The organism is Streptomyces sp. NPDC107538, from assembly GCF_055657445.1.
Genome location: NZ_JBVKAY010000005.1, coordinates 559,481 through 582,829 on the forward strand (window position 1 = coordinate 559,481; position 23,349 = coordinate 582,829).

10 protein-coding genes and 2 pseudogenes are annotated in these 23,349 nt (G+C 65.5%); 3 read left to right on the forward strand and 9 right to left on the reverse strand.

Features of this window, described 5'->3' with window-relative positions; all coding sequences use genetic code 11:
* Positions 1–103: 103 nt before the first annotated feature.
* From ACZ7MG_RS20920 to ACZ7MG_RS20930, 3 genes are all read right to left on the reverse strand, one after another.
* Entirely contained in the window at positions 104–1,015 is a 912-nt protein-coding gene (locus ACZ7MG_RS20920) for an ADP-ribosylglycohydrolase family protein (protein WP_471388776.1), read from the reverse strand.
* A gap of 445 nt (positions 1,016–1,460) precedes the next feature.
* Complete coding sequence (locus ACZ7MG_RS20925; protein ID WP_471388773.1) at positions 1,461–1,814, reverse strand: hypothetical protein; 354 nt, start codon at positions 1,812–1,814, stop codon at positions 1,461–1,463.
* The gene (locus ACZ7MG_RS20930; RefSeq protein WP_471946152.1) at positions 1,811–2,086 is read right to left on the reverse strand and encodes a hypothetical protein; all 276 of its coding nucleotides are present in this window, start codon (positions 2,084–2,086) and stop codon (positions 1,811–1,813) included. The genes ACZ7MG_RS20925 and ACZ7MG_RS20930 overlap by 4 nt, the downstream gene beginning before the upstream one ends.
* On the opposite strand from ACZ7MG_RS20930, the gene ACZ7MG_RS20935 reads away from it, so the two are divergent.
* Entirely contained in the window at positions 2,077–2,583 is a 507-nt protein-coding gene (locus ACZ7MG_RS20935) for a transposase domain-containing protein (protein ID WP_471946151.1), read from the forward strand. The genes ACZ7MG_RS20930 and ACZ7MG_RS20935 overlap by 10 nt on opposite strands.
* A 16-nt stretch (positions 2,584–2,599) precedes the next feature.
* Here the strand turns inward: ACZ7MG_RS20935 and ACZ7MG_RS20940 are convergent.
* The 3 genes and pseudogenes from ACZ7MG_RS20940 to ACZ7MG_RS20950 form a co-directional block, all read right to left on the reverse strand.
* Positions 2,600–2,958 (reverse strand): annotated as a pseudogene (locus tag ACZ7MG_RS20940) (IS110 family transposase); the annotation flags it as partial.
* 1,070 nt (positions 2,959–4,028) lie between these two features.
* The gene (locus ACZ7MG_RS20945; RefSeq protein WP_471388765.1) at positions 4,029–10,118 is read right to left on the reverse strand and encodes a DNRLRE domain-containing protein; all 6,090 of its coding nucleotides are present in this window, start codon (positions 10,116–10,118) and stop codon (positions 4,029–4,031) included.
* 1,388 nt (positions 10,119–11,506) lie between these two features.
* Positions 11,507–11,704, reverse strand: a complete 198-nt coding sequence (locus tag ACZ7MG_RS20950) for a transposase (RefSeq protein ID WP_471388762.1) — start codon at positions 11,702–11,704, stop codon at positions 11,507–11,509.
* A 1,529-nt stretch (positions 11,705–13,233) separates the two neighbouring features.
* Between ACZ7MG_RS20950 and ACZ7MG_RS20955 the strand changes: the two genes are divergently transcribed.
* Positions 13,234–13,800, forward strand: coding sequence for an ISAs1 family transposase (locus ACZ7MG_RS20955; RefSeq protein ID WP_471388759.1), 567 nt, complete (start codon positions 13,234–13,236; stop codon positions 13,798–13,800).
* An 18-nt stretch (positions 13,801–13,818) separates the two neighbouring features.
* Complete coding sequence (locus tag ACZ7MG_RS20960) at positions 13,819–14,154, forward strand: hypothetical protein (protein WP_471388757.1); 336 nt, start codon at positions 13,819–13,821, stop codon at positions 14,152–14,154.
* Positions 14,155–14,652: 498 nt separating this feature from the next.
* Here ACZ7MG_RS20960 and ACZ7MG_RS20965 read toward each other — a convergent pair.
* The 3 genes and pseudogenes from ACZ7MG_RS20965 to ACZ7MG_RS20975 all read right to left on the reverse strand — a co-directional run bounded on the left by ACZ7MG_RS20965 (position 14,653) and on the right by ACZ7MG_RS20975 (position 23,331).
* Positions 14,653–15,720 (reverse strand): annotated as a pseudogene (locus tag ACZ7MG_RS20965) (IS630 family transposase).
* A 185-nt stretch (positions 15,721–15,905) separates the two neighbouring features.
* Positions 15,906–16,394, reverse strand: a complete 489-nt coding sequence (locus ACZ7MG_RS20970) for a hypothetical protein (protein WP_471388754.1) — start codon at positions 16,392–16,394, stop codon at positions 15,906–15,908.
* On the reverse strand, positions 16,363–23,331 hold the full coding sequence (locus ACZ7MG_RS20975) for a polymorphic toxin-type HINT domain-containing protein (RefSeq protein ID WP_471388751.1): 6,969 nt from the start codon (positions 23,329–23,331) through the stop codon (positions 16,363–16,365). Before ACZ7MG_RS20975 ends, ACZ7MG_RS20970 begins: the two co-directional genes overlap by 32 nt.
* Positions 23,332–23,349 lie beyond the last annotated feature (18 nt).

Consider the following 23,349-nt stretch of genomic DNA (forward strand, 5'->3'; position numbering starts at 1 on the left):
GCTGATGCCCGTAGAGACGACGCGGTACGCCGGAAGGTTGTACGACAGAAGGGGTCAAACCGGGGAATCGCGCACTCCGCTTCCCGGGGCGTTCGGCCGCGCGCTACTCCGTCACGACCGGGGGCAGCGGTTCACGGGCCGCGTGCCAGGCAGGGGGAAGCGCGGCGACGCCCGTGCGCGCGGCGATCACCCCGCCCGCGATGGCGCAGGTGGTGTCGATGTCGCCACGCCCGCCGACCGTGACCCACAGCCCCTCCTGCAGATCGTCCAGCTGCCCCGCCGCACACCACAGGGCGTACGGGACGGTGTCGGGCCCCGACATCCGGTAGCCGGAGCCCAGGACCTCCGCGGCGTGCCGGACCGAGGTGCGCTCCGGCATCCGCGCCGCGATCCGCAGGCCCGACCGTACGTCGCTGTCGGGGAGCCGTTCGGCGACCGCCCGAAGGAAGTCCGACCGGGCCGGGGCGTGTTCGCCCCGGCTGCGGGCGGCCAGCGCCGCGGCGAGGGCGACCGCCACCGCGCCGGCGACCGCCTCCGGGTGATGGTGCGAGACCACGCCCTGGCGGGCGGCCTGCTCGGCGACCACGTCGAGGTCGGCGCAGTGCCAGGCACCGAGCGGGGCGGCACGCATGGCCGCGCCGTTGCCCCACGAGCCCTGACCGCCGAACTGTCCGGCGACCACCTCCCGCCACGGCTCGCCCGCACCGATCCGGCGCAGCACGTCATGCATCGAGGCCCCGTACCCGCGGTGCGTGTCGTCGGCGTAGGCCGCCGCGAAGGCCAGGGCGAGACGGTCCTGGTCGACGACACCGCCGCCCTCGACGAGCTCCCGAACGAGAACCAGCGCCTGAGCGGTGTCGTCACTCCACCGCCACAGCGCCTCCGAAGGCAGCGCCCGCGCCTCCAGAACCTCCGGCCCCTCCCGCCGCAGAATGCCGAACCAACGGTCACCGAAGGCATCGCCGAACGCGAGCCCGCACAACGAATCCAGCACAGCAGTCGGCACGGTGATCATCAACCCAGTCTCGCAGCGCGACCACCCCTCCCGCGCCCCGTTTTCACAGCGGCCGAAACAAGGAGACCACCCCGAAAACAACCCAGCGGCCCCCAAAGGAAGCCGCTGGCCAAAGACAGAGCCCCCTGTCGGATTCGAACCGACGATCTACGCATTACAAGACCATGAGCGATCATGTCGCGTAGTGTTTCGTCGTGCCGCGTAGTGACGTTGTTCCTGATCAGAGCCCACGCAACAGGTTGACCCGTGCTACCCCGTGATGCGCTGTCCACAGGCGTCTGTCCACCGGCTGTCCACCGCGGAATTACTGAAGAGCCGCCAGAAAAAGCGCCCCGAGCACGCAAAAGTAGCTGTTCAGAGAGCCGACAGGACAATCAGGAGCATTGTCGATCCCATACAAGTACTTCCCCCGTCTTCGGCTCGTTCGTCCAGCAGCAGGTCGGCGTCACAACGATCGCCGGAGAGTGCGTCGCGCGTACTCCCCGGCGATCGAAGTTCGAGGGTCAGGAGGAAAGACCTCGCCGCTCTCGGCCCTGCGTAGGCGTTCAGCGACAGATACCTGGCCCGGAGGCCTCAGGATGAATTTGCGCTTCTTCTCGTCGAAGTACTCCAGATAGCAGGACACCCGGTCTCCCACCTGGTAGTTGTCGTCATCCTCGATGTAGAGGACATCGATGAGGCCCACCCATGACAGCCCCAGGTTAACGATTACGCCCCAGCGAAAGACGGCGATGGCCTCCCCTTCAACGATGCTTCCTATGAGGCCCATCTCAGCCTCTGTCACCAGACCATCGGTCACTGTTTCATCACTCTCAACGGGTACGAATTGAGGATGCCGAACAGCTCCTTGGGAATCTTGCTGGAGGCCGTACGGCCGTTCGTGAACGCCGAGCTGCAGCCCAGGCCGAGCTGCGGGGACAGCCTCGCGATCACAGACGGCGCCAGCGAGGTCGCCGTGTACGAGCCGGAGCCACCGGAGGCACCCGCCGCCACGGCGAGCAGCGGGGCCTTCGCGGCCGGCAGCACAGCCACGTCGGCGGTGAGCTTCTGTGCGCGCACGCGTGTCGTCACGGTGGCCGAAGGGTTCTTCGGGCCACCTTGGCGAGTTGACCCGGATCGTTCCGTTCGAACTGGTCGATGCCGTACTCGCCGAGTGCGGGACTGTTCAGCGGCGACTTCGGAAACTGCCCGCGCGGGTCATGATCTACCTCCTGCTGGCCGCAGCCCTGTTCGAGGACTGCGGCTATCGGGAGGTATGGCGCAAGCTCACCGGCGCGCTGGACGGGCTGCCGCTGGTGACGGTGACCTCAACCGCGCTGTGGCACGCCCAATGCCGACTCGGAGTGCGCCCGGTGAGGGCTCTGTTCGACCTGCTGCGCGGAACCGACGCGTCCGCGGTGCGTACCGCCGGAGCACGCTGGAAGGGGCTGCTTGTCGTCGCGATCGACGGCACCTACCTGGACGTCGCCGACGACGAAGCGGTACGCGTCAAGCTGCGCAAGGGGGCCAACCAGTACACCGCCGCCTCGGTATACCCGCAGGTCAGGACATCGACTCCCGACCCATAACTTCATGGCCTTGCCCTTTAGGGGCGCGAGCGTCGGCGAACCGGTTCCCGGTCGTCCCCGATCTCGGCGAGCACCCGGGGCGCCGAACGGGGTGCCGAGGCCGGGGAAGTCGAGGGTGATCTCAGCGGCCGGGTGCTGAGGGAACGCCTCTTCGACCGCCTCGGCGAGGTTGTCGGCTGCGGTGCAAGCTGCCTCCAGCTGAATCAAGAGTGCGAGCATCTGCTTGCCGAGCGCGTCTTCGACCAGCTGCGGCTGGCGGGCCCAGTCAGCCCGGAAGATCTCGCGGAGTCGCTCGGCCTCGGCTGCGATGCCCCGCTGCCGACCGGACCGCTTCAGGGCTGCCTGCAGCTGCGTGCGGGTAACCCCGGCCGCCCTTACCCGGGCCGCCACCGCGTTCCTGGCAGTCCTCACGTTGGCGGCCGCTGCGACGGGAGCCCTCGCCTCGGTACCAAAGTGATCGGGTTCCGTGGGCAAGTACACGGTGAACAGGTGGGCAACCCCGGGCAAGCCCCGTCCTGGGCAAGCCGCCTGATCAGGAAGGTCGCTGAGCCGAGACCGCGTCGGCTGTTGTGCGGGCTGACAACCCACAGCGTGGCAACACCAAGCACTACCGCATGGCCCCATGCCGGAGCACCCTTCTGATCACCTTCGGCGATCAGCAAATAGCTGACATCTGGGTTTTATCCGGCCGATCATCGTTCCAGAATGTGCCCATTGAGGCACAGAAAAGGCCCCTCATGGCGTCCATGAGGGGCCTTCAAGGCTCTGACTGACCTGGCCTTTCTTGAGCCGCCTTCGGGATTACAGCTCGTTGCTGTCGAATCACCGAGCAACATCAGGAGGCCCTGGCTGCCTCAGTGTTCCGTGCCGAGGGCCGGGCAGTTCAGGCAGTCACGCTGGAGCGTGACTGCCTGGCTCACCGGTTCGGAAACGCCGCAGGCAACGGGGTGCGGCAGCCGCGATATCCGACGGACATAACAGACCGGAGTGAGCGGCCGTCCGGCCATTACTGCCGGTGTCTGGCTGGACGCGCGGCCGGGGAGGCCAGCCGGAGGCGCACTGCCACCGGTCGATCTCGATGCGCTCCGCTACCTAGCCAGCCCTCAGCTACCGATCGCCACCCCGGTCACAAGGCAGACGATGGAGAGCCTCCCCAGCCAAGTGGAGGGGAGGCCGTCCCATCCCGGCATTAACCGTGGTTCCTGTCCCCATCCGCATTCCGGCGTTGCATCGCCCGGCGGTGCTGTATTGCGAGCAGGGCTCCGAACAGACCAGGAAACAGGGCGAGTCGCACAACGCCGGTCGCCAGATCGAGTTGCTGCTCGCTGTCAGTGAGGAGCCCCCACGAGGCGCCGACAGCGAAGAGCATCGCAGACAGGAACAGAAGCGCCGCGGAGGCCTTGCCTGCCGCAGTTGCCATGAACCAACTCACTGGAGTTCCCCTCCTACTGGTGCCAGGCGTACGTGGGGCCCACGTGAGATCTGACAATCTTCGTTCCTCTGCGGGGGTACCACTTCAGGAGATACCCGAGGTACCACTGGTAGAACTCGGTCAGCGCGACGACGCCGCCCAGAATGAAGACGGCAGACGCCCATCCGATGCCCGGAACCGCTCCGGACACAACTGAGGCGAGGGCACCGAGCTTCTTCCCACCTTCGAGCAGGTCGATCAGCCACTCGGTCTTCTTCCGGCTCAGCTTGAGCGTGCAGGTCGTCCATCCACAGGCGAAGCCGGTCTTGTTGTACTTCTTAATGACCTTCTGGCCGTCCAGGTCGTACTTGTTCACCGGATCGACCGGGTAACCGTACGCGTTCGCGTTCCCCCCGTATATCGGGTCAACGCTGAGGAAGCGCCCAGTCGCGGGATTGTACATTCGGACCCCCATGAGGGTCATCCCGCTGAGGGTGCGAGCCGATCGCTGGTATCCGCCCAGGGAACCGTACTGGGTCGCCGCAGTAGCGTCCGTCCTGTTGCCGTACTCGTCATAGTGCTGGACCGTGCTCGCCACACCGGTGCCGAGCGGCTGCTGGACAGTGACGTCGCCATGAAGGTTGGCGAGTTGGAGAACCGTAGAGCCATTGGTGGTCGTAGTGGCAGCCAAACGGCCCGTCAGATCCCTGACGTAGCGACTGATGTTGTCGCCGGTCTTGGCCCACGTCGGGCTGTCGGATGCCTCCGCGTAGTGGCTGGTGGTTGTGCCGCTAGTGCTCCACGTACCGTTGGCAGCCTGAGTTTGGGCGGTCTGGACGGCGAGACGTCCGGCGGCGTCCAGGGCCCAGGTGTTACGACTCGCGCCGACGGTCTCCGAAGCCACCAAGTCGTTGGTGTGGTAGGCCAGGGCCAAATCACCGTCGGAGGTGGTGCGGCCGAACGCGTCGTAGGCATAGCCGGAGTTCACCAGGCGGTCGGCGCTGTCATAGGTGTACGACGTGGTGACCGTGGTGGTGTCGTCAGTGCTGCTGTCGCAGTCGTCCGAGCCGGTCTTCAACGAGGTGCGGTTGCTATTCGTGTCGAAGGTGTAGGCACGGGTGACGCAGCCGCTCGTGGTGGTGTCGGTTGCCTGTGTGAGACGGCCAGCGTTGTCGTAGGTGTAGTCGGACTGGGCGGTGGTGCCGTCGGTCTGGGTGTGACCCGTCTGACGGCCGGTTATCGCATATCCGGCGCTGTCGGAAACCACCGTGGTGCCGTCTGAGGCCGTGTATTCGCGGCCGGTCTCCTTGCCGGTCGGGTCGGTGGTGACGGTGAGTGTGTAGTCACCCGGCAGGGTTTCGGAGGTCAGTGCGCCGTCCGCGTTGTAGGAGGCGGTGAACGTACCTGCTACCGAGTCGGTCAGGGTCTTGAGGTTGCCGGCTGCGTTGTAGGTGTACGTCACCGTGGACGGTGCCGAGTCGGTGGTCTTGACCGGTCGGTTCAGGAGATCGTATGCCGTGGTGCTGATGTTGCCCGCACCATCGTCGTAGGAGATCTGGCGTCCGAGAGTGTCGTAGCCGTAGGTGATCGTCTGGCCGTTTGAGGACTGGGTGGCCACCTTGCCGTTGTCCGTGTTGTAGGTGACGGTGGTGGCCGGTGCGGCCGTACCGATGCCTCCGGTGATCGCCGTCTTGGTGACGCGGCCTGCGGCGTCCACCGTGGTCGTGGTGGTACGGGTCACGCTGTTCGCTGTCTCTGCCTTGGTAGCGATCCCGCCCCAGCGATCGTAGGTGTAGACCGTGGTGATCAGGCCGGTGGGGTTGCTGCCGCCGCCCATGATCGTGGCCGCTGGTGTGGTCCGGCACAGCAGCCCGGCCCAGACCGCTGAGGAGCAGATGCCCGTGCCATCGGTGCTGTAGTACGTGTACTGGAGAGTGCCGGCGTCGGAGCCCGATGATCCCGCGGTGCGGGTTGTCGCTACGCGGCCGGACTCGTCGTACGTCGTGATCGTGGTGCTCACCTCCCCACCGCTGGTGGACTTCTGCTGTCCGGTGGACCAGTCGTAGGTAGCCGTCGATTCCTCGATATCCGCGTCGGTGGCGTATCCCGGTATTGCCGCTCCGGTCACCATCGAGGTCACGAGTCCGGAAACCGCGGCGGAGGCGGGCCTTTCCTCGTCGTACGAGTAGGCGGTGTGTTCACGGGCCGGGATCACTGTCCCGGCGGCCAGCGTGGTGTCGCTGGTGGAGCCGGTCAGCTCATTGGTGAGGCTTACCTGGTGCAGCGGCCCGTACTCGTCGGTGAGGCGTTCGCCGTCTGCCGAGTACTTTGAAACTGTGGACAACTGCTGAGCGCGTTCGGCGGTGGACAGGTCGCTCAGGCCGAGCGTGGCCAGTTCGTCCAAGGCTCCGTTCGCTGTGCCGAGAGCGAGTTCACGGTTGGCGGCGGTCAGTTCGGCCACCGTGTTGCCGTACTCGTCGTACTCGGTAGTGGTGAGCGCGCCGCCGGGGCCAGCGGTGTTGGTCTCCTCGCCGTTGGCGCTGATGTAGGTGATGGTCGCCCGACCGTACGCGGACGCTGACAAGTCGGCACCGTTGTTGGACGACGGTGCGGAGTCGGCGGGGAAGACCGCTGCGGCGTCCGTGGGCGCCTGGTCCTGGGCCCAGGTGGCGACCGTGGCGGCGTCCATCTGGTACGGGGCAGTAGTCCCGGAGAGCGGGACGTCGTAGACGACCGTGGTAGCCGCCGTGCCCGAGGTCGTACTCGCCGTGCCCTCGGCGAGACCCGAGCGGGACACCTTGAGCAGCATGCCCGCCCCCGCGGTGAGCGCGGAGCCGGCCTTGCCGTAGGTGAACGCCCAAGGCAGCTCACCAGGTGCGGCGACTGTGGCGACGTGGCCGTCGGAATCGTAGGTGTAGGTGGTCTTCAGCGCGGGGCTGATCCGCGGGTCCCACACCTCGCGCAGGCGACCCGAGCCGCCATAGCGGTAGGACGCGATGGTCTCGGCGGTGGCGGTGGAAGCACCCGGATCGGTGGCCCACAGCCGGATCGACTTGACTCGGTCCTTGTAGTCGCCGACCGCAGTGTCCGTGGCCGTCGTGGCGTCCGCGTAGACGAACTCCAATACCCGGCACCCCTTCGTGGACGGCGCCGCCTGGCACGTCGTGGCCGGGACCGCGCTCGTCGGCAAGACCACGTGCGTCGGGCGGGCGAGCCTCTCGGCGCCGGCCTCCACCGTCGTCGAGAAGATGGTGACCGTCGAGTTGTTGACCGCTGAGGCCGACGAGTACAGCGTCCACGTCGTCGCGGAGTCGTCCGCCTTGGCGAAAACAGCGGTGTTGGCCTCTGTGTCGGTCAACGTGAACTTCTTCGTGCTGGTCGAATAGGTCAGGGTCAGGGACTCGGCACCGATCTCCGGCTCCCAGCCGCCATCGCTCTTCTCCGTGAACGCGATCGCGCTGCCGTCACCGGAAAGAACCTCGGCGGATGAACTGGAGGTCTCGCGAAGCTGCGTGTAATCGCTCGCTGCCGCCGTGACGGACGACGTCCAGCCGGGGCCGAAGATTGCTGTCTGACCCTCGGTGTCGGTGTCGTTGGCGCGGGATGAATACGTGCGCTCCACGCTCGCCTCGAATGCCGTGGCGTCCGTGGCCGACAGGGTGTAGTCACCGGTGAGTTGGTTCACCTCGCCTGGACCTGCCTGAGCCGACGGGGCGCTGCCGGCGTCACGGTCGAGAGTGACCTCGACGGTCTGCGAGTGACCGGTGGTCGTACCGTCCGTGAACGCGGCACGCAGTTCGATCACACCGTCTTCGGTAAGCGAGGAGACAGTGTTCCAGACCAGTTTGGTCGCGGTGCCGCCGGTGACAGCCACCGGCCAGGAGGAGACTGCGTCTCCGGAGGCGGTGACGTGCGCGACCGGCACGGTGTGCCAGTCGTCGGTCTCACCCCGCCGGTATTGCCACGTCACGCCGGTGTAGGAGGGCAGCCCCTTGGCAGACAGAGTCAGGCGTCGGGCAGTGTCGTCACCGTCCTGCGGAGACAGAATGGCCGCGCCGTCCGCACCGACACCGAAACTGTAGGCCGTGGTGGACGAGGAGAAGTTACCGCCGGAGTCGACCGTGCGGGCGAACAGGGTGTGCCACCCATTCGCCGGGTCAATCGAGACAGTTGTCGCGTCGCCGCCGGTCCCGTTCGTGGTGTCGAGCTTCTTGTTCGGCAAGCTGCTGTTGTCCAGCCCCCAGTAGTAGCCGGCCCCGTCGCTGGAAGAGGTGTCGATGGTGCAGGACACCGCGGAGGCGGCCTTCGCGGTCCAGCCGTTCTCCTCGTACGTGTCACAGAAGACGGTGGGCGCCGCGGGCTTTGCCGTGTTGAGGACGAACGTCGTATAGCCGGTCCACGAGCCGTAGTCCGTGCCGTCGTACGCCCGCACCCGGTAGCGCAAGTGAGCTCCGGCCGGAAACGCGTTGGCCGAGGCGATGGTGAGCGTCGCGGCGGAGCCAGAGGTGACCGAGGCGGACGTACCCGTGTAGGAGTATGTCGTGTCCGCGTAGGCCGGATCCGCCGTGATCTCGAACTGGGCCTTCGTCGTCGACCCGTCCGGGTCGGTCACCTTCGCCGACAGGGTTGGGGTCAGCGAGGTCACGTACCGGTTGCCGTTGTAGGCGTTGACCTGCGAGGGCGAGATCGCCGTCGAACTCGGCACGGCCGGGTAGGAGTTGTACGTCACCGTCAGGTGCGGCTCGGTGGAGCCGTCCCCGGAGACGTAGTTGGCCGACCGGAACCTGCGCCAGGTGTAGGAGTCGGACTCGTCCGCGCCCGCTATCCGCAGACCGTAGTTGGTGGAGCCGTCCGCCCATGCCTGCACGATGGTGTCGATGTCGAAGTTCATCGTGCCGGCCGGGCAGTCGGTGGTCGAATAGCCCTTGGCCGCCGTGTTCGTCACCGCACCTGTCGCGGTGGTCGACGGCTGGTCGCCCCAGGTGATGTCCGACGACGACCACGATCCCGTGATCCTCCGCACCTGCGTACCCGCCCCGGTCGTCTGGCAGGTTGAGGAGTAGTACGAGTACAGCGCCAGGTTGGTATCGGTGACGTGCTTGCCCTTGATCGCCGACACGTCGAACTTCAGGTACGAGCGGGCCTTCGTGGTACCCGCGTCGTACGTGCCCGACTTCAGCTCGGCCGAGGAGACCTGTGAGTCGGTGTAGTTGGTGGCCACCCAGGTGTCCGTGGTGACGGCGAGGGTGGAGGTGGGGTCGACGGTGACCGGATAGGTCAGATCACGCTCGAAGTAGTCGGCATCCGGGGCAAGCACCAAGGTCTGGCTGCCGTCCTCGGCGGTCTCGACTTTCGTCGTCACCTTCTCCTGATGCTCCGATTCACCGGAGAGCTTGTCCTTGGAGGAGTCCCACATCATCGGTGCCGGCGCCTCGGCGACCAGCTTTGCGTCGCCGTCCTTCAGCAGCAGGTGCCCGGAATCGGCTACCGAAAGCTTCAGGCCGTCCAGGTCCAGCGGGATGCGGTACTCCAAACCCGCCTTGGGCGCGGTGCCCAGCACGACGTTCTGGCTGAAGCCCTGCGCCAGCGCCGTCACCGTCAGCGTCTGACCGTCGCCGAGGTCGTACGAGGCGGTGTCGTCCTTCACCGAGGGGGTAGGCAGCTTGGACTCCCAGCCCATCCCGAAAGACTTCTCCCCTTTGGCCACCGACGCCAGCGCCGTGTCACCGCCGTCGGAGACCTTGATCTCGGCCGCTGCCACATCCGGTTCCAGCGCAGCCCCTGTGTCCGACAGCGAAGTGTCGATGTCCTGCCAGACCCCGCCCACCTTCTGCCTGACCGGCCCGGCATACGTGGATGTCTGCAGTTCACCACTCGGCAGCGCGTACGTCGTCGAGACCGTCGAACGCTCTGACAACACCTCGATCTTCCGGTCCTGCAACCGGGCCATCAACAGCGCCGCCGCTACCGAATCCGCCGACGAGGCAGCCGACTTTGTCTCCGACGCCGCCACCACGTCAGTGGTGTCAGAACCGGTGGCGAACGCCGTACCCGACTCCACCGAGACCAGTGCCGCCTCGGCCGCCATCACCACGGCCACGGCCAGCGCCACACGTCTCAGCAAGCCACGTGGCGGTCTTGCCCGCCCCCCTGCAGACGGGAAGCCGGAGCCCCGCCCCCTCTTGAGCCTCAACACAACTCCTGCGATCACCCCGTGCGCCCGATGCGCTACGAGCTGCGTGATCAAACAACAGGGATTTGTGAAAGTAAAGACCCATCTCATTTACGTCGTAACCATAAAGTGACTTATTGCGGCAGGTGTCGCCTTGGCGGCCGCAAACGCGGCGATGCAACTCAGCCCCGCACTTCTTTACCTGCCCCTCACTCAAGCCATATCGGCACATATCTACGAGGCTGCGCCCGACATTCAGGACGTCAACTCGCGTCAGAGCCGTGAAGGTTGTAATCTATTCGTGATCAGTGTGTGCTCGCCGCACAATGTCGCAGGCGGCCGGGGGCCCTCTCCAGGCGTCAGCCGCTCCAGGAAGTACGGCCGGCTCATCCATCCGAAACTCAAAGGGCTCTATCCGAGGGTGTAGCGGATGTGGGGTCCGCCGAAGTGGCCCGCAGACGACTCGTGGCTGACGTTGGCGCCGGGCGGAAAAGCCTGCAGTCGGCGGCGAGTTGAGTTCGGTCGCGGGCCCAGCTGTGGATGGCGTCCCACCAAGTGGGTGTAGCAACGATCTCTGCATAGTCCCTGGTCATAGGGCGGTCATCGTGCAACTCTCCGAGTAAGAAAGCTCGTTGCGGATTTACGCGTCCCGGAGATCGATGCTCGCGTAGCGCCGCAGGAGCCGCACACTGCGCGGGGCACGGCCGGAATGCGCCCGAGCTCCCCTGACCACACTGGATAGAAGGGAGCAGGCCAGCCATGCCCCCTACCTCACTTCACTGCTGCGAGCACCGCTTTCTTCTCACTCCGAACGGCAGCTCCGCCGTCTTCTGAGCCGGCTTGGCCTACCTGCCTCCAACGCACGCCATGGGCAGGTTCTACATCGGTCATCGAACGAGACGGATCATTCGTTGAGTGGGCGGGGTCCCAACGGCATGCGTGGTAGAGCCGGTTGAGATCCGGCATCGCGTCCGGGGCATCGGCGAGACAGGTCTGCCAGCCCTCGCCTGGGACCAGACGCGCGAAGAAGCCTTACTCGGCGGCTTCTGCGAACCCGGGGTACTGGCCCGTCCATCGGGTGTTGCACCGGACTCCGCTGTGGCCGCAGCCGAGCCGTTGCTATCCGCCGGCGGCGCAGCGGGCGATGTCGCACCCTCGTGGTGGAGTCTCCGGGGGCGACGGAGCAGTCAGGGCAGAGGTCTGAGCGGTCAGGGTCTGGTCGCTTGGGCCTCTTCTTCAGGGTGCGAGGGCGAGCGGGTTTCCGTACAGTGAAGGACTCTGTCGGGAACCTTGAGGATTGGTAGTCACTCAGGTTGCACTCGTAGTGTCTGCCCGGGCGATCACCAGGGTTCGATGATCAGGCCGGTCCCGGCGAGGCAGCCGTCGATCAGGTGGGGTCTGAGGTGGATCTTCTTCAGCCTGCTCTTGACGATGCGGACGAGTCCGCTGAGGTCGGTGGCGACAAAGTTGACGACGGCGCGCTTGAGAAGTGACCACACCCCTTCGGCGGGGTTCAACTCCGGTGCGTATGACGGCATCTGGAAGTTCCGTAACCAGTCCGCATGTTCCTCGGCGAAGGCGACGAGCTCCTTGAAACGAGATGGACGTTGAGGTTGTCCCAGCACCACACCAGTGGGGCGTTGAGCTGCTGGTGGGCGGTGATGATCAGGTCACGGTACTCGTGCCAGGCGAACGTCTTCGGCTCGCCCTTGCGGCTGTGGTGGACGTGCAGCCGGCAGAGAAGTGCGGGCGGCTGCCGGGCCGGAAGCAGACGACGCCGGCGACGTGGGCGCCTCCAATTCCCTGCCCAGCTCGGACAGGAACGGCCACCACGAGCCCGAGGACACCATCCCTCACACGACGGCATCGCAGACGAGTAGCCCACTGCGCCCGACCTGAAGTTGTCCGGGCCGGACAGCCCACCCCCGCTTCCGACCGCCATCGAAGACGATCACATATACACCCGTCGGCCAAGGTGCACCGCAGGCCGCTGATGAAGCATCAGGCACGCCTGTCCACCGGCTGTCCACCGAACCTCATTGCGTACGCTTGACCCGCCCCTCCCAGATGAGCAAAAGCCCAGCTCAGAGGCTCAGGCCGTCCACACGTTCACGGAAACCAAACTCCCGACCCACGCATTACGATGCACAGCTCCCACAGGCGCAGCTTGAGTCGATTCCAAGGTCAACGAAAACAAGAAACCCCAGGTCAAAGGCCTGACTTGGGGTTCACCACGGAGCCCCCTGTCGGATTCGAACCGACGACCTACGCATTACAAGACCGTGAGCGATCATGTTAGGTGGTGCAGCGTCGTGCTGTCCGGTGATGTTTTTCCTGATCAGAGCACGTGCAACAGGTTGACTCGTGCCACCCCGTGATGAACCGTACAAAGGCATCTGTCCACCGCCTGTCCACCGAAGGGGGCGTCAGCGACGCACCAGCGAGACTGGAGCTGCGCTCCCGACGACGCTGTCGACCAGATGGAGCGACGAACGGAGGTCTCTGTAGGACATCTACAAGCGCCTTATCGCTGGGTTCGGTCATGTGGCCTGCAGTTCCGGTGCCAGAGACACCGTAGTCGGCGAAGTCGCAACGCCTGCGGGCGCTCAGGGTCAACAGCTGACTGGGTCATTTCTCGTCGAACCGTTCGCCAAGGATCTCGACAGCCCAGGCGCGCAACCGAAGGCGCATATCCTCCACCTGGACGCCGTCGACGCCGTATGCCTCGTACTCCCGGTCCGGCCAAGGTCGACCGCCCGCAGCGCTTGGGCGAAGGAGCGCGGATCGAACCCGGCGTCGTGCTCCGACGCCAACTGCAGCAGCCACCCAGGGAGCGAGCGTTCTCGGGTGACGAGACGTCATGGTTGTGAAGCAGTAGGCGTGTTGCCGGTTTCATGGTGATGGTGAAACGAGACACGGCCTCGGATGATCAGGGTGTCTGAAGCCGTTGATCGCAACCGAGGCCGCCTCCGCATGCCATCCTTCCTGATCTCCACCGTCACCCGCCACCGCGACTGTCTGCCGAACACCTCCGGCCAGGACGTCGACCGTCGGGTCGGCCTGGCCGATGTCCTGGATCACCTGCCCGACCCGCGCCGGGTCCGCGGCCGCCGCTACCGGCTCGGGGTCCTGCTGGTGCCGTGCACCACGGCCGTGCTCGCCGGGCCTCGACCTGGGCCGGCATCGTCCGCTTCGCCGCCGGACTCGACCCGCCCTGAGCGAGCGGATCGGTCTGACCCGGGGCATCCCGCGTACCTGCACGCCGGCCCGCCTGCTCGCCCGCCTCGATGGCGACGCCCTTGACCAGGCCCTGGGCTCCTGGGTGCAGCTCCAGCACGGCGCCCCTCTCAGCGCCCTGGCCCCGCAAGACGGCCTGGTCAAGCGGGAGGCTGTCGCGGTGGACGGCAAGCCCGCGCGCGGCTCACGCACCCGCGACCGCCGCGCGGTCCACCTGCTCGCCGCCTGCCTCCACGGCACCCACACCGTCATCGCCCAGCGCCAGGTCGACTCCAAGAGCAACGGAATCTCCGCGTTCCGTCCCCTGCTCGGACCTGTGGACCTGACCGGCAAGGTCGTCACCTTCGACGCCCTGCTCACCCAGCACGACCACGCCCGCTTCCTCGTCGAGGAGTAGGAGGCCCACTACGTCGCCATGATCAAGGGCAACCACCCCACCCTGCACACCCAGCTCAACCAGCTGCCCTGGCCGGAAACCGCCGGGCTCGACGGCGACGTCCTGGACCGGGCGATCACCCTCGACCACTCCGAGCGCAACCGCGCACACCACCGCCACGAGATCCGCAGATTGAAGACCGCGGCCTTCGCCCACATCGACTACCCCGAAGCCCGCCAGGCCCTCCAAGTCGTGCGCTGGAGGCAGGACTTCACCAGCGGCAAGCTCACCATCGAGCGCGTCTACCTGATCACCAGCGTGCCTCCGGGAGCTGCCGGCGGCGCCCAGTTCGCCGCCTGGATCCGCGGCCGCTAGAAGATCGAAAATCTTCTGCGCCACGTCCGGGACTGCACCTTCCGCGAGGACGACTCCAAGATCCATACCGGGCGACTCCCGCGCGTCATGGCCAGCCTGCGCAACCTCGCGATCAGCGTCCACCGCTAGGACGGACGCACCAACATCGCCGCTGCCCTACGCGAAGCCGCCGCGACTGGAACCGACCCCTGACAGCTCTCGGACTCACCGGATGAACCCGGACAGAAGAGGATCATGCAACGGACCCTGCGGCGTCGGGGCCCTTGGTCTACGCCTGCTTCCGCGCTCCGTCGGCCTGGAGCATCATGACGTACACGGCAGCAACACCACGATGAAAGAACTGGGCTGACCTCCGCCCCCAAATGCCTTCTCACATCACTGTCAGCGTTCGTGTGTCATGGCCGCCGTCAGTCCAGCCGCTCAGGACGAACTCTGTCGACCAGATGCACCAATGCTTCCTCCGGACTTCCGCCATATTGATCCGAAACTCAAAGGGTTCTATTCGAGGGTGTAGCGGACGTGTGGGCCGCCGAAGTAGCCGCGGCCAATGTGCGGCTGGCGTTGACGGCGGTGGAAGAACCGGCGGGTCTCGGCGGCGAGTTGGGCCTGGTCGCGGGCCCGGCTGTGCATGGGCAGGCTGCGCTTGAGATCGGCGTTGACCAGCTCGTCAGGGTTGAGCTCGGGCGAGTACGCGGGCAGGAAATGCAGTTCGATCCGGTCGGGGTGGTCGGCGAGCCAGGCGCGGACCTTGCGGGAGCGGTGGGCGGAGTGGCCGTCCACGACGAGATGCACCTTGCGGTCGAAGTGGCCGACGAGCCGGTCCAGGAAGCGGCACATCACGTCGGCGTCGAAGGTCTCGGTGAACACCATGAAGTGCATCCCCGCCCTTGGTGCTGATCGCGGACATCGCGTTCACCGAGAAGCGGTTGCCTGAGCGGCGCACGATCGGGGTGCACCCTTTGGCGCCCAGGTGCGGCCGGTGACCTGGTCGGAGCGGATGCCGACCTGGTCGGCGAAGAGGACCTCACCGCCCTTGGCCTTCGCCTTCGCGCGGATCGCCGGCCACGTCTCCTCCCGCCAGACCCGCACAGCCTCGGGATCCTGCTCGACGGCCCGCTTGTCCGGGCGCTGGAACGACAGGCCCCACCGGCGCAGGCACTTTCCCACGCCCTGCTCGGTCAGCCGCACCCGGTACAGCTTCGCGATCAGGTCCCCCACACCAGCACGTGTCCACAGCTGCCCCGCCAGCCCCAGGTCACAGGGCCGGTGATCCAGCACGGCCTGCCGGATTGCCCGCTGCTCGACCGTATCGAGAACCTGATGTTCACCGACCCGGCGCCCACGCGGCTGGGCCACGAGCGCCTCGCGCCCGCCGGCAAGCCACTTCGCCCACCAGTTGTCCACCGCCTTGAGCGAGACCTGGAACACCGCCGCGACATCCTCACGGTCACGGCCCGCCACCAACGCGGCCACCGCCCGCAGCCGAAGGGCCTCCTGCGCCGACGGCGACAACTGCCGCGCGTCCCCCACCAGTTCACTCACACAGGGATGAACGACCCAGAACACCTATCGTTTCGGATCAATAGAGGGCGAGGAACGCATCGTAGGCGCCGTACGTCCGGCCCTCCTCGGCGACGAGAAGCACGAGAGGACCGGAGGCCGCGGTGCCCACGGGCGTCAGCTTCCCCGACGTGCAGAAGCCCCGCCAGAAGCGCGTTCTGACGGGGCATCACATTTGCGCTTGCGTGCCCTCACAAGCCCCAGGCGGACTCACGGAACTGCCGCACTTCGGACACGCTCGTCACCCACTCGGAGATGCGATTCCCATCTTCGTCGACTTCACAGTGAGGCTCTACGTACCGCCACGGCTCTTGCGGGTCGAACGGTTCATCGAGCTCATCCAGGAAGATGAGCGAATTCTGGACGTGGATCATATCCCCGTCCCGATACATGGGCCAGCAGGAGATGAAATTACTGGCTGCCGGATCGGTGATCGAAGCAATGAGGCAAGAGATCTCCTTCTCGGAGCCTTCGAGTTTCCTCAGAGCACCCTCCCAGCTTCGACGGTATTCATCCACCGACCAGAAGCTCAGATCCATCAGGAACGTCTCCGTGAAGCCGCCGACCAAGATCCTGCCGACAGCCTCAGATGGTGACGGGGTCACGCCCTCCGAAACCGGATCGTCGATCACCTCGATCGAGAATCCGCTATTCCTTGAGGTAGTTGAGATCTGGGTCATAGGTTCCGATCCGTTGCCCTCTGCGGTTGAACATCTTCCAGCCAGCCGTCACGTTATGGCCATCGACATCACGCGAGATGTAATTCTTGCCGTTGGAGAACACATCTTGGCCATGAGAATCGATTTTAAGCCCCCTCGCCTTCTGCGGGGGAATTCTTGTCCCATATCCAAGCGCAGCCGCCTGATCGGCCACAGTTCCGGCGTACAGCTCTCGGTTCTGCCGACTGCGCTCAGCCACCGAGTCCGGGTGGTAGGGGTCACCCTTGAGTGCAGGGGAAGAGGTATACCCCTCCGCAAGGTCACAGTTGCTGTTGTGAACGAGTACCGGTGCGGCCCCCGCCAGCACATAGTACGTGTGAATGTCTCTGATCGTGAGGTCGAACGTGCGCTGCCGCTCGCCGAACTCACGTGTCTTCACCACGCGCACCGCGGAACCATCGGCACTACGGAGGGTCATGCCAGGCTCCAGGACACCTGCCTTCACCCAAGCGCCCTCGGAGACAGACCAGAAAGGATGGGTCGCTGTCGTCACCAAGGAGCCGATACGGCCAGCCGTTTCAACCGAGAGATCAACGAAATGCTTGTCGTCCTCAGTGATGATGGTGGCGGCTACCTCCCGTACCGTCGTTTCGCCCGTTTGCGGATCAGTGACAGTGACCTTGTCCCCGATCTCAACGTCCTCGATGGACTTGGTTGTCCCGTCAGCCATGAGGACTTCCGTGCCAGCAACGAAACTATGGGCAGCCTGGACAAGACAACCGATGGCCGTGCTGTCCGAACGCTTCAGGGCCGCTTGGAACAGGTTGAGCGTGATTTTGGCAAGCTTTCCCGCGCCATAACCTGCAGCCGAGACCGACGCGTCTATCGCGGCGTCCGTGCATCCCTTGCCGTTGTAGCAGTCGACGTAGGAGCGGATACCGATCACTTCGAGGACGTCGACCTCTGGAGTACCCCCGAACCACCCCAGTTTACCCGCCGCAGAGCAGAAATCACCAGAAGCCTCGGAAGCCGGGCACTTGCTTCGCGCCCAGTTCTCCAGGTTCCCCTGGTAATCCATGTTCTCGTGATAATAGGGAAATTCTGCGGCAAGTTCTTCTTGTGTCGGAACATAAACACCCTGAATGGTGACCGACTTGCCATAGGGCTTGATGGTCACTGGTCCGTTCAGAGGCGCGCCGTTTACTCCCGTTCGGGGCCGGTAGATTGTTCCGCCCCCGGTAGGGCGACCGTCCTTGGACAGAGTTCCGTCACCACGGGTTACCACGCCGGTACCACAGCCCTCGGCGAAGCCCGGGCCGCAGGCCAAACCAAGCCCTGTGGCGTCGGTGAAGAAGAGCGGGTTCTGGGCCCCGTAGGTATAACCGTTGAGCGTCTGCGGCTTGTCGATCTCCAGCAGGGGGTCGACGCTGATGAACCGGCCCAGGGCGGGGTCGTACTCACGAGCCCCGAGGTGCGTCAGGCCTGTGGCCTTGGTGTCGTCCGTGCCGCCGACGAAGCCCTTGGTGCCCGGCCAGTCGGTCGGGCTGTCGCCGCGGATGCCGCCGAAGGGGAGAGTGCGACGCTGGGTGAGCTTCTGGGTGGCCGCTTCGATGGAGAGTTCGGCTGTCCCATGGTGGTCGGCAAGGGTGAAGGAGACCGAACCGTCGTCCTTCTGCACCGCCTGGTTGCCGCCGCCGACGTCGAAGTAGCGGGTCACCTTCGGGGTAGTGGCCCCCTTGGCCAGTGTGATCTCCGTGGCTCCGAGGTAGAGCGTCGTCTCGGTCGGGGTACGGCCGATGAGACGGTTGCCGTCGGTGTCGTAGAGATACTCGGTGACCTTGTCCGCACTTCCCTCGACGGGCTCGGTCACCTTGGCCAAGTGACCTTCGGTGTCCCAGAGGAGGCTCTGGGTGTCACCGCCGATGGTACGGGTGGTGGTGTTACCGACCTCGTCGTAGCCGTAGCTCTGCAACGCCGTGCCGGTGGGCCCGGCCTCGGTGACGGAGGTCAGGGAGTGTGGGCGCGTCTTGCCCACACCCGGGTAGGCGTACGTCCTCTTTGTGTCCTTGGCCGAGTCCCCGGTGACGTCGTGGAGGGTCTCGGTCTGACGGTTGCCCACCGCGTCGTAGGTGTAGGAGTGCCAGTACTTGGCCGGACCGCCCAGCACGCTGCCGCTGGGTGCGGTGGCGCAGGTGGTCGTGCCCTGGGTCCAGGCATCCGTCAGGCGGCGCAGGTGGTCATAGGTGAAGCACTGGGTGTCGGTGCCGGAGCGGGAGACGTCCGACGCGGACAGCACGTTGCCCACCTCGTCGTAGCGGTAGGTGCTGCTTTTGTCGAAGCCTGCGACGTCCTGGCGGTGTGCGGTGGAGTTGGCCAGGCGCTGGGTGCCCCACTCATAGGCATTGTCGATGAGGACGGTCTTGCCCCCACCGCTGGACAGCTGATGGTTGAGCGGTTTCCCGGTCAGGCTGTAGTCGGTCGTGGCCTTGATGCCCTGACTGCCTTCGATCGCGACCGGACGCAGAGTGACGTCCTCGTAGGTGTACGCGACCGTCGCGGCCGACAGGGATCCAGCCTTGGGATATCCGACGCCCTTCACCAGACCCGAGGCATCGTACGAGGTCGTCGACAGATACGTGCCCTGCAGCGCACCCTCTGAGGGAGGGATCGTCACGGAAGCGCGCAGCGGGCGGTACAAGCGGTCGTAGGCTCCAACCTTGGCGGTGTAGGCGTTGCCACCGCTGTAACGGGTGGATTCGGCCAGGTGCCCCTTGGCTCCAGTGATCGTGTCGTAGACCCACTTACTGCGCAACGTGCCGGTGGACGAACCTTCCCTGATCTCGGTCTTGCGGCCGAGGTTGTCGTACCCGAACCACAGCGCCGGGACATCCGGGCGGGCGTCGTCGACCTTGGTGAGCTGGCCCCGGTCGTCGTACTCGCTGATCGTCGTGCCCTTGTCGGGGTCGACGGATTTGATCTGCTGGCCAAGCAGGTCGTAGGTGTATTCCCAGGAGTTGCCGTCGGGGTCAGTGATCTTCAGCAGTTCACCGCGTTTTGTATAGCCGTAGGCAGTGGTGTCGTATGCGGCGGTCGCGCTGCGCGTGCGGTGCTGGCGCAGTTCGGTGGTCTGGCCCCGGGCGTCCATGATCGTGGTGGTGGCCGTGCCGCCCACCGGCGGGATGACGGTGGTTCGGTCACCGCCGTAGATGGTCCGGGTCGTGGACAGAACAGCTCCACCATCGCCGTTGCCAGCGATCTGTTTCACTTCGGTACGTCGTCCCGAACCGTCGTAGGTGTAGCGGCTCTGCGTCTCGACGTTCAGTGCTTTCTCGGGTTCGAACAGACCTGTGGATGGAGCCTCTTCCGCGTAATAGGTGGCGAACTCCTTGCTGACCAGACCACGTTCGTCGTAGAAGGCGTCCGTCAACAGGCTACCGCCGTCCGGGCCGGGCTCCTGAGTCTGGCGGGGACGGAGGAAGCCGTCGTAGAGGGCGTAAGCGGTGTGCTGGGCTCCGCCATTACCGATCGTCTTCGTACCGACCACAACTGGCTTGTCTTCGGCGATGGTGTAGGTGAACTCGTAGGACGGGGTCTGGCCGGTAGTGCGGTCGGCCAGCCACACCTTGGACGACCGGCCCAGCGCGTCATAGGCGAAATTGGTGACATTGCCGTTGGTGTCGGTCTGGGTCAGCGGCAGGCCACGGCGGATGTCGTGCGTCGTGGTGGATGTGTGAGCTGTGGCAGCAACGCCCGCTGCGGCAGGGGGCGTGGTCACCTTCGTCTTGGTGGCGAACCCTGCGGTCGGTGTGCGTTCGGTCGTCGTGGTGCGACCGTCGGAACGTGCGGTACGGGTGAGCACGCCGGCCGCGGTGACCTTCACGTCAGCCGTCAGATCGGTGCTGGTCAGCTGGCGGCCGTAGGAGTCGAAGGTGGCACCGGACTCCACATAGACGGCGGTCGTGCCGTCGTACTTCTTGAGCAGCGCGCTCGCGGTCGCGTCGCCCTTGGTGGGGGGCTCGCCGTAGGCACCACCGTCGTAGGCACTGCGCACGTCGGCGATCACGTCGGCGGGACGGCTCGTCGCGGTACCGCAGGACTTCGCGACGGTCTCCACACGGGAGGGGAGTGTGAGGATGCTGGCCAGCGTGGAGCTGAGCTGGTAGCTGGTGCGGGTGCAGCGGTTGTCGTCGGAGGTTGAGTTGTCACCGAAGTCGTCAATGTGGGTGACCCGGCCGGCGGTCTCGTCAAAGGTCGTGGCAGCCGATGTGACGCGCCAAGTGGCACCTGCGCCGTCGTCCAGTGAAGTGAACGTCTTCGTGTGCTCCGTGCCGGTGAAGTTGGCCGTCACCGTGCCCCAGTCGCGGACCTTCTTGGCCGTCTCGTGCCGCCAAGGCCGGTTGACGGTCTTGGACAGCACCTTGCCGTTCGGACCGGAGTAGCTGACGGTCTTGTACGCGAAGCCGGCCGCTGCCTCGTGGTCGGTGATCGGGTCGCCCTCCCCTTCATCAAGGGGCACACTCACAACTTTGGTACCGCCGCTGGGTTCCTTGCGGTCGCCGTCCATGCCGCGCAGGAAGTACGTGGCCTGCTGCGACCTCATCTCCGAAGCCCCGCCCTTGCCACCGGTCTGTACGCGCACATGTCCATACCCGCGCCATTGCGACCAGGTCTTGGACTTCTCGTTGGTCAGCCCGTCGTCATCGTCGTAGTGCCAGGCCGCTCCGCCCACGTAGTCGTACGTCGTGACCTGAGGGGGTGCACCGCCCGTACGGTCGGTGCCGGTGACGCTGTCCACCACGTACTTGTTGAACCAATGCAGTTCGGGGTCCTCGGTGGCGCTGCCGCCTATGTACTGAGGGAAGCAGCGGGTGCTGTTGGTCTGAGGGGTCGGCAGCGCGCTCCAGTCGCACACCGGCTTCGAGTAGTTGACGTTGATCTGACCACCGGATTCGTCGGCGACCGCGGACAGACGCCCCTTGATGAAGGGGGCGTATCCATCCCCTGTCTTGTCGAGTCGGTTGGCGTATTGGGAGTACGCGAGCGTGGTCTTCGGAAGGGTGATCGCCGTGCCGGCGGAGTGCCCGGTCCGCTGGACGGAGTCGAGCAGCAGCTGGTAGTCGATGTCCGCCTGTCCCCAGCGATGGGTCAGCTTCCAGGAATCGACGTTCTTATAAGCAGTGCCGTCGTAGACCTGAGTGGTGACCTCCGTGAGTCGCTTGCGGGTGAAGAACGACGGAGAGAAGCGACCCTCGTCGCAGTCCGTGCCGCTCTCGCAGTTCAAGTCCCACGGGGTGTCGTACCAGTAGGCCTTATCCGTGCTGATGGATGAGCAGGTGGTCGACGTGTTGGGCAGGCAGCGCTCGCTGTTGGTGAAGTCGACCAGGCCGAGAGCCTTCGCGCTGTACACCGAGGACGACTTCAGGCCGTACTCGGCACGGTCCACGGTTCCGCCACGGACGTAGCGGGTGTCGTCGCTCGCCTTGAGATTGCGACCGTAGGAGTTCGTCTCCTTGTCGTAGTAGTAGGCGATGGCATTGCCGTGTGGGTCGACGACGTAGTCGAGGTTCCATCGCCAGCCCTGCTGGCACCATGAGTCTGCGAACGTCGAGGCGTGGCACTGGTCTTTGTCGTCGTCGCCGAAGACTGGGACGGTCCACGTGGAGTCTGTCGTCTCCTTGCCGCTCTCCCAGCCCGGCAGACGGTTGTAGCCGAAGAAGTACTGCGTGCCGTCGGGGGTGGTGATCCGCCAGTACTCGTCGTTGCGGGCACCGTTGTCCCGCACGTCACCGCTGGAGCCGTAGAGCCGGACAATCTTGGTGCCGTCGTCGTTTCTGAGTCTCCAGGAGTTGGTGCCGGCGGGCACCAACTCACTGCCCTTGCCGTTGAAGGATACGAACGCGTTGTCGTATGCCCAGCACAGGTCGGCTGGCTTGTTGCCGTCTGCGTTCTCCACGTCGTCGTCGGCACAGGGCTTGTAGCGCCGTTCGATGTAGCCGGGCCACATGTCGAAGCCGTCGCCCACCCAGGACGCCTGGTTGTTGGTGTTGCTCGTACGACCGTCGACCCCGCCCGAGGAGTACGAAAGCCCTATGTTCGGCGTCATGCTGCCCGGCACGTCGGGCACCGGCATGGTGTACGACCAGTTGAAATCACCGGTGTTCAGGTTGGTGCCCCATGTCGCCGACGGGGCCAGCGAGGTGGCCTTGTAGTCCCCGCTCCCGCTCTCGGCTTCCGCCACGGCGGCGAGCACCGTGGGCGCGCCGGCCTTCAGCGTTAGGTCCGGGGCGGTGAGGGTTTGTTTCTCGGTGTCGTTGGCCGTCGTCACCGGCTCGGCAGTACGGCAGTTTCGCCTTTCGGGGGTGGTGATCGCGCAGGCGGGCAGTTGGACGAGGGTCAGGCGGGAGGCATATCCGCCGCCGTAGGCTTCGGCGAAGTCCGAGTAGTCGAGGTGAGCACGAACCCTGCCGTGCTGTGCGTTCTTCGTGGTGTTCTTGGACCGCAGCGTGAACAGGAGCCCGTCAGTGCCCGTCCTCTTCGCCGCCGCTCGGCTCAGGACGCGCATCTCGACGGCGCCGATCACCGGATTCTTGATCGCCTTGCCCTGCGTGTCCAAAGTCAGAGGCAGGCCTTTGGCCTGTACGGATGTCGGCGTACTGTTCCTCTTTTTGATTTGGGTCTTCGGCAACTGCACCACCGCAGTGGCAGCCCTCGGCCACCCTGCCTCTGGCGGTGCCTTCGGGGTGCGTGGTCCCTTCATCAGAGGCCGCGGTTTGACCTTGGCTGTGGAACCGGGCACCGGCTTCTCGGTCCGTGAGGCATACGTGCGGCCTTTGTCGTCGTCCACAGCCGCAGCCGGTTGCGCCACTCCTTGGAGGAGCGTGCCGACCATGACGGCGGCCGAGGCCAGCGCGGTGCGCCGACGCAGGGTCCGGAATCGCTTGCTGGATCTGCCGTTCATCCTGTCCTTCGTCCTTGG

What these genes read in the sequence shown, in the direction of transcription:
- ACZ7MG_RS20955 (WP_471388759.1), top strand. Translation starts at nt 13,234, where the DNA reads ATGTCCTGGATCACCTGCCCGACCCGCGCCGGGTCCGCGGCCGCCGCT.
- ACZ7MG_RS20975 (WP_471388751.1), bottom strand. Translation starts at nt 23,331, where the DNA reads ATGAACGGCAGATCCAGCAAGCGATTCCGGACCCTGCGTCGGCGCACC.
- ACZ7MG_RS20970 (WP_471388754.1), bottom strand. Translation starts at nt 16,394, where the DNA reads ATGACCCAGATCTCAACTACCTCAAGGAATAGCGGATTCTCGATCGAG.
- ACZ7MG_RS20950 (WP_471388762.1), bottom strand. Translation starts at nt 11,704, where the DNA reads ATGCCGTCATACGCACCGGAGTTGAACCCCGCCGAAGGGGTGTGGTCA.
- ACZ7MG_RS20920 (WP_471388776.1), bottom strand. Translation starts at nt 1,015, where the DNA reads ATGATCACCGTGCCGACTGCTGTGCTGGATTCGTTGTGCGGGCTCGCG.
- ACZ7MG_RS20960 (WP_471388757.1), top strand. Translation starts at nt 13,819, where the DNA reads ATGATCAAGGGCAACCACCCCACCCTGCACACCCAGCTCAACCAGCTG.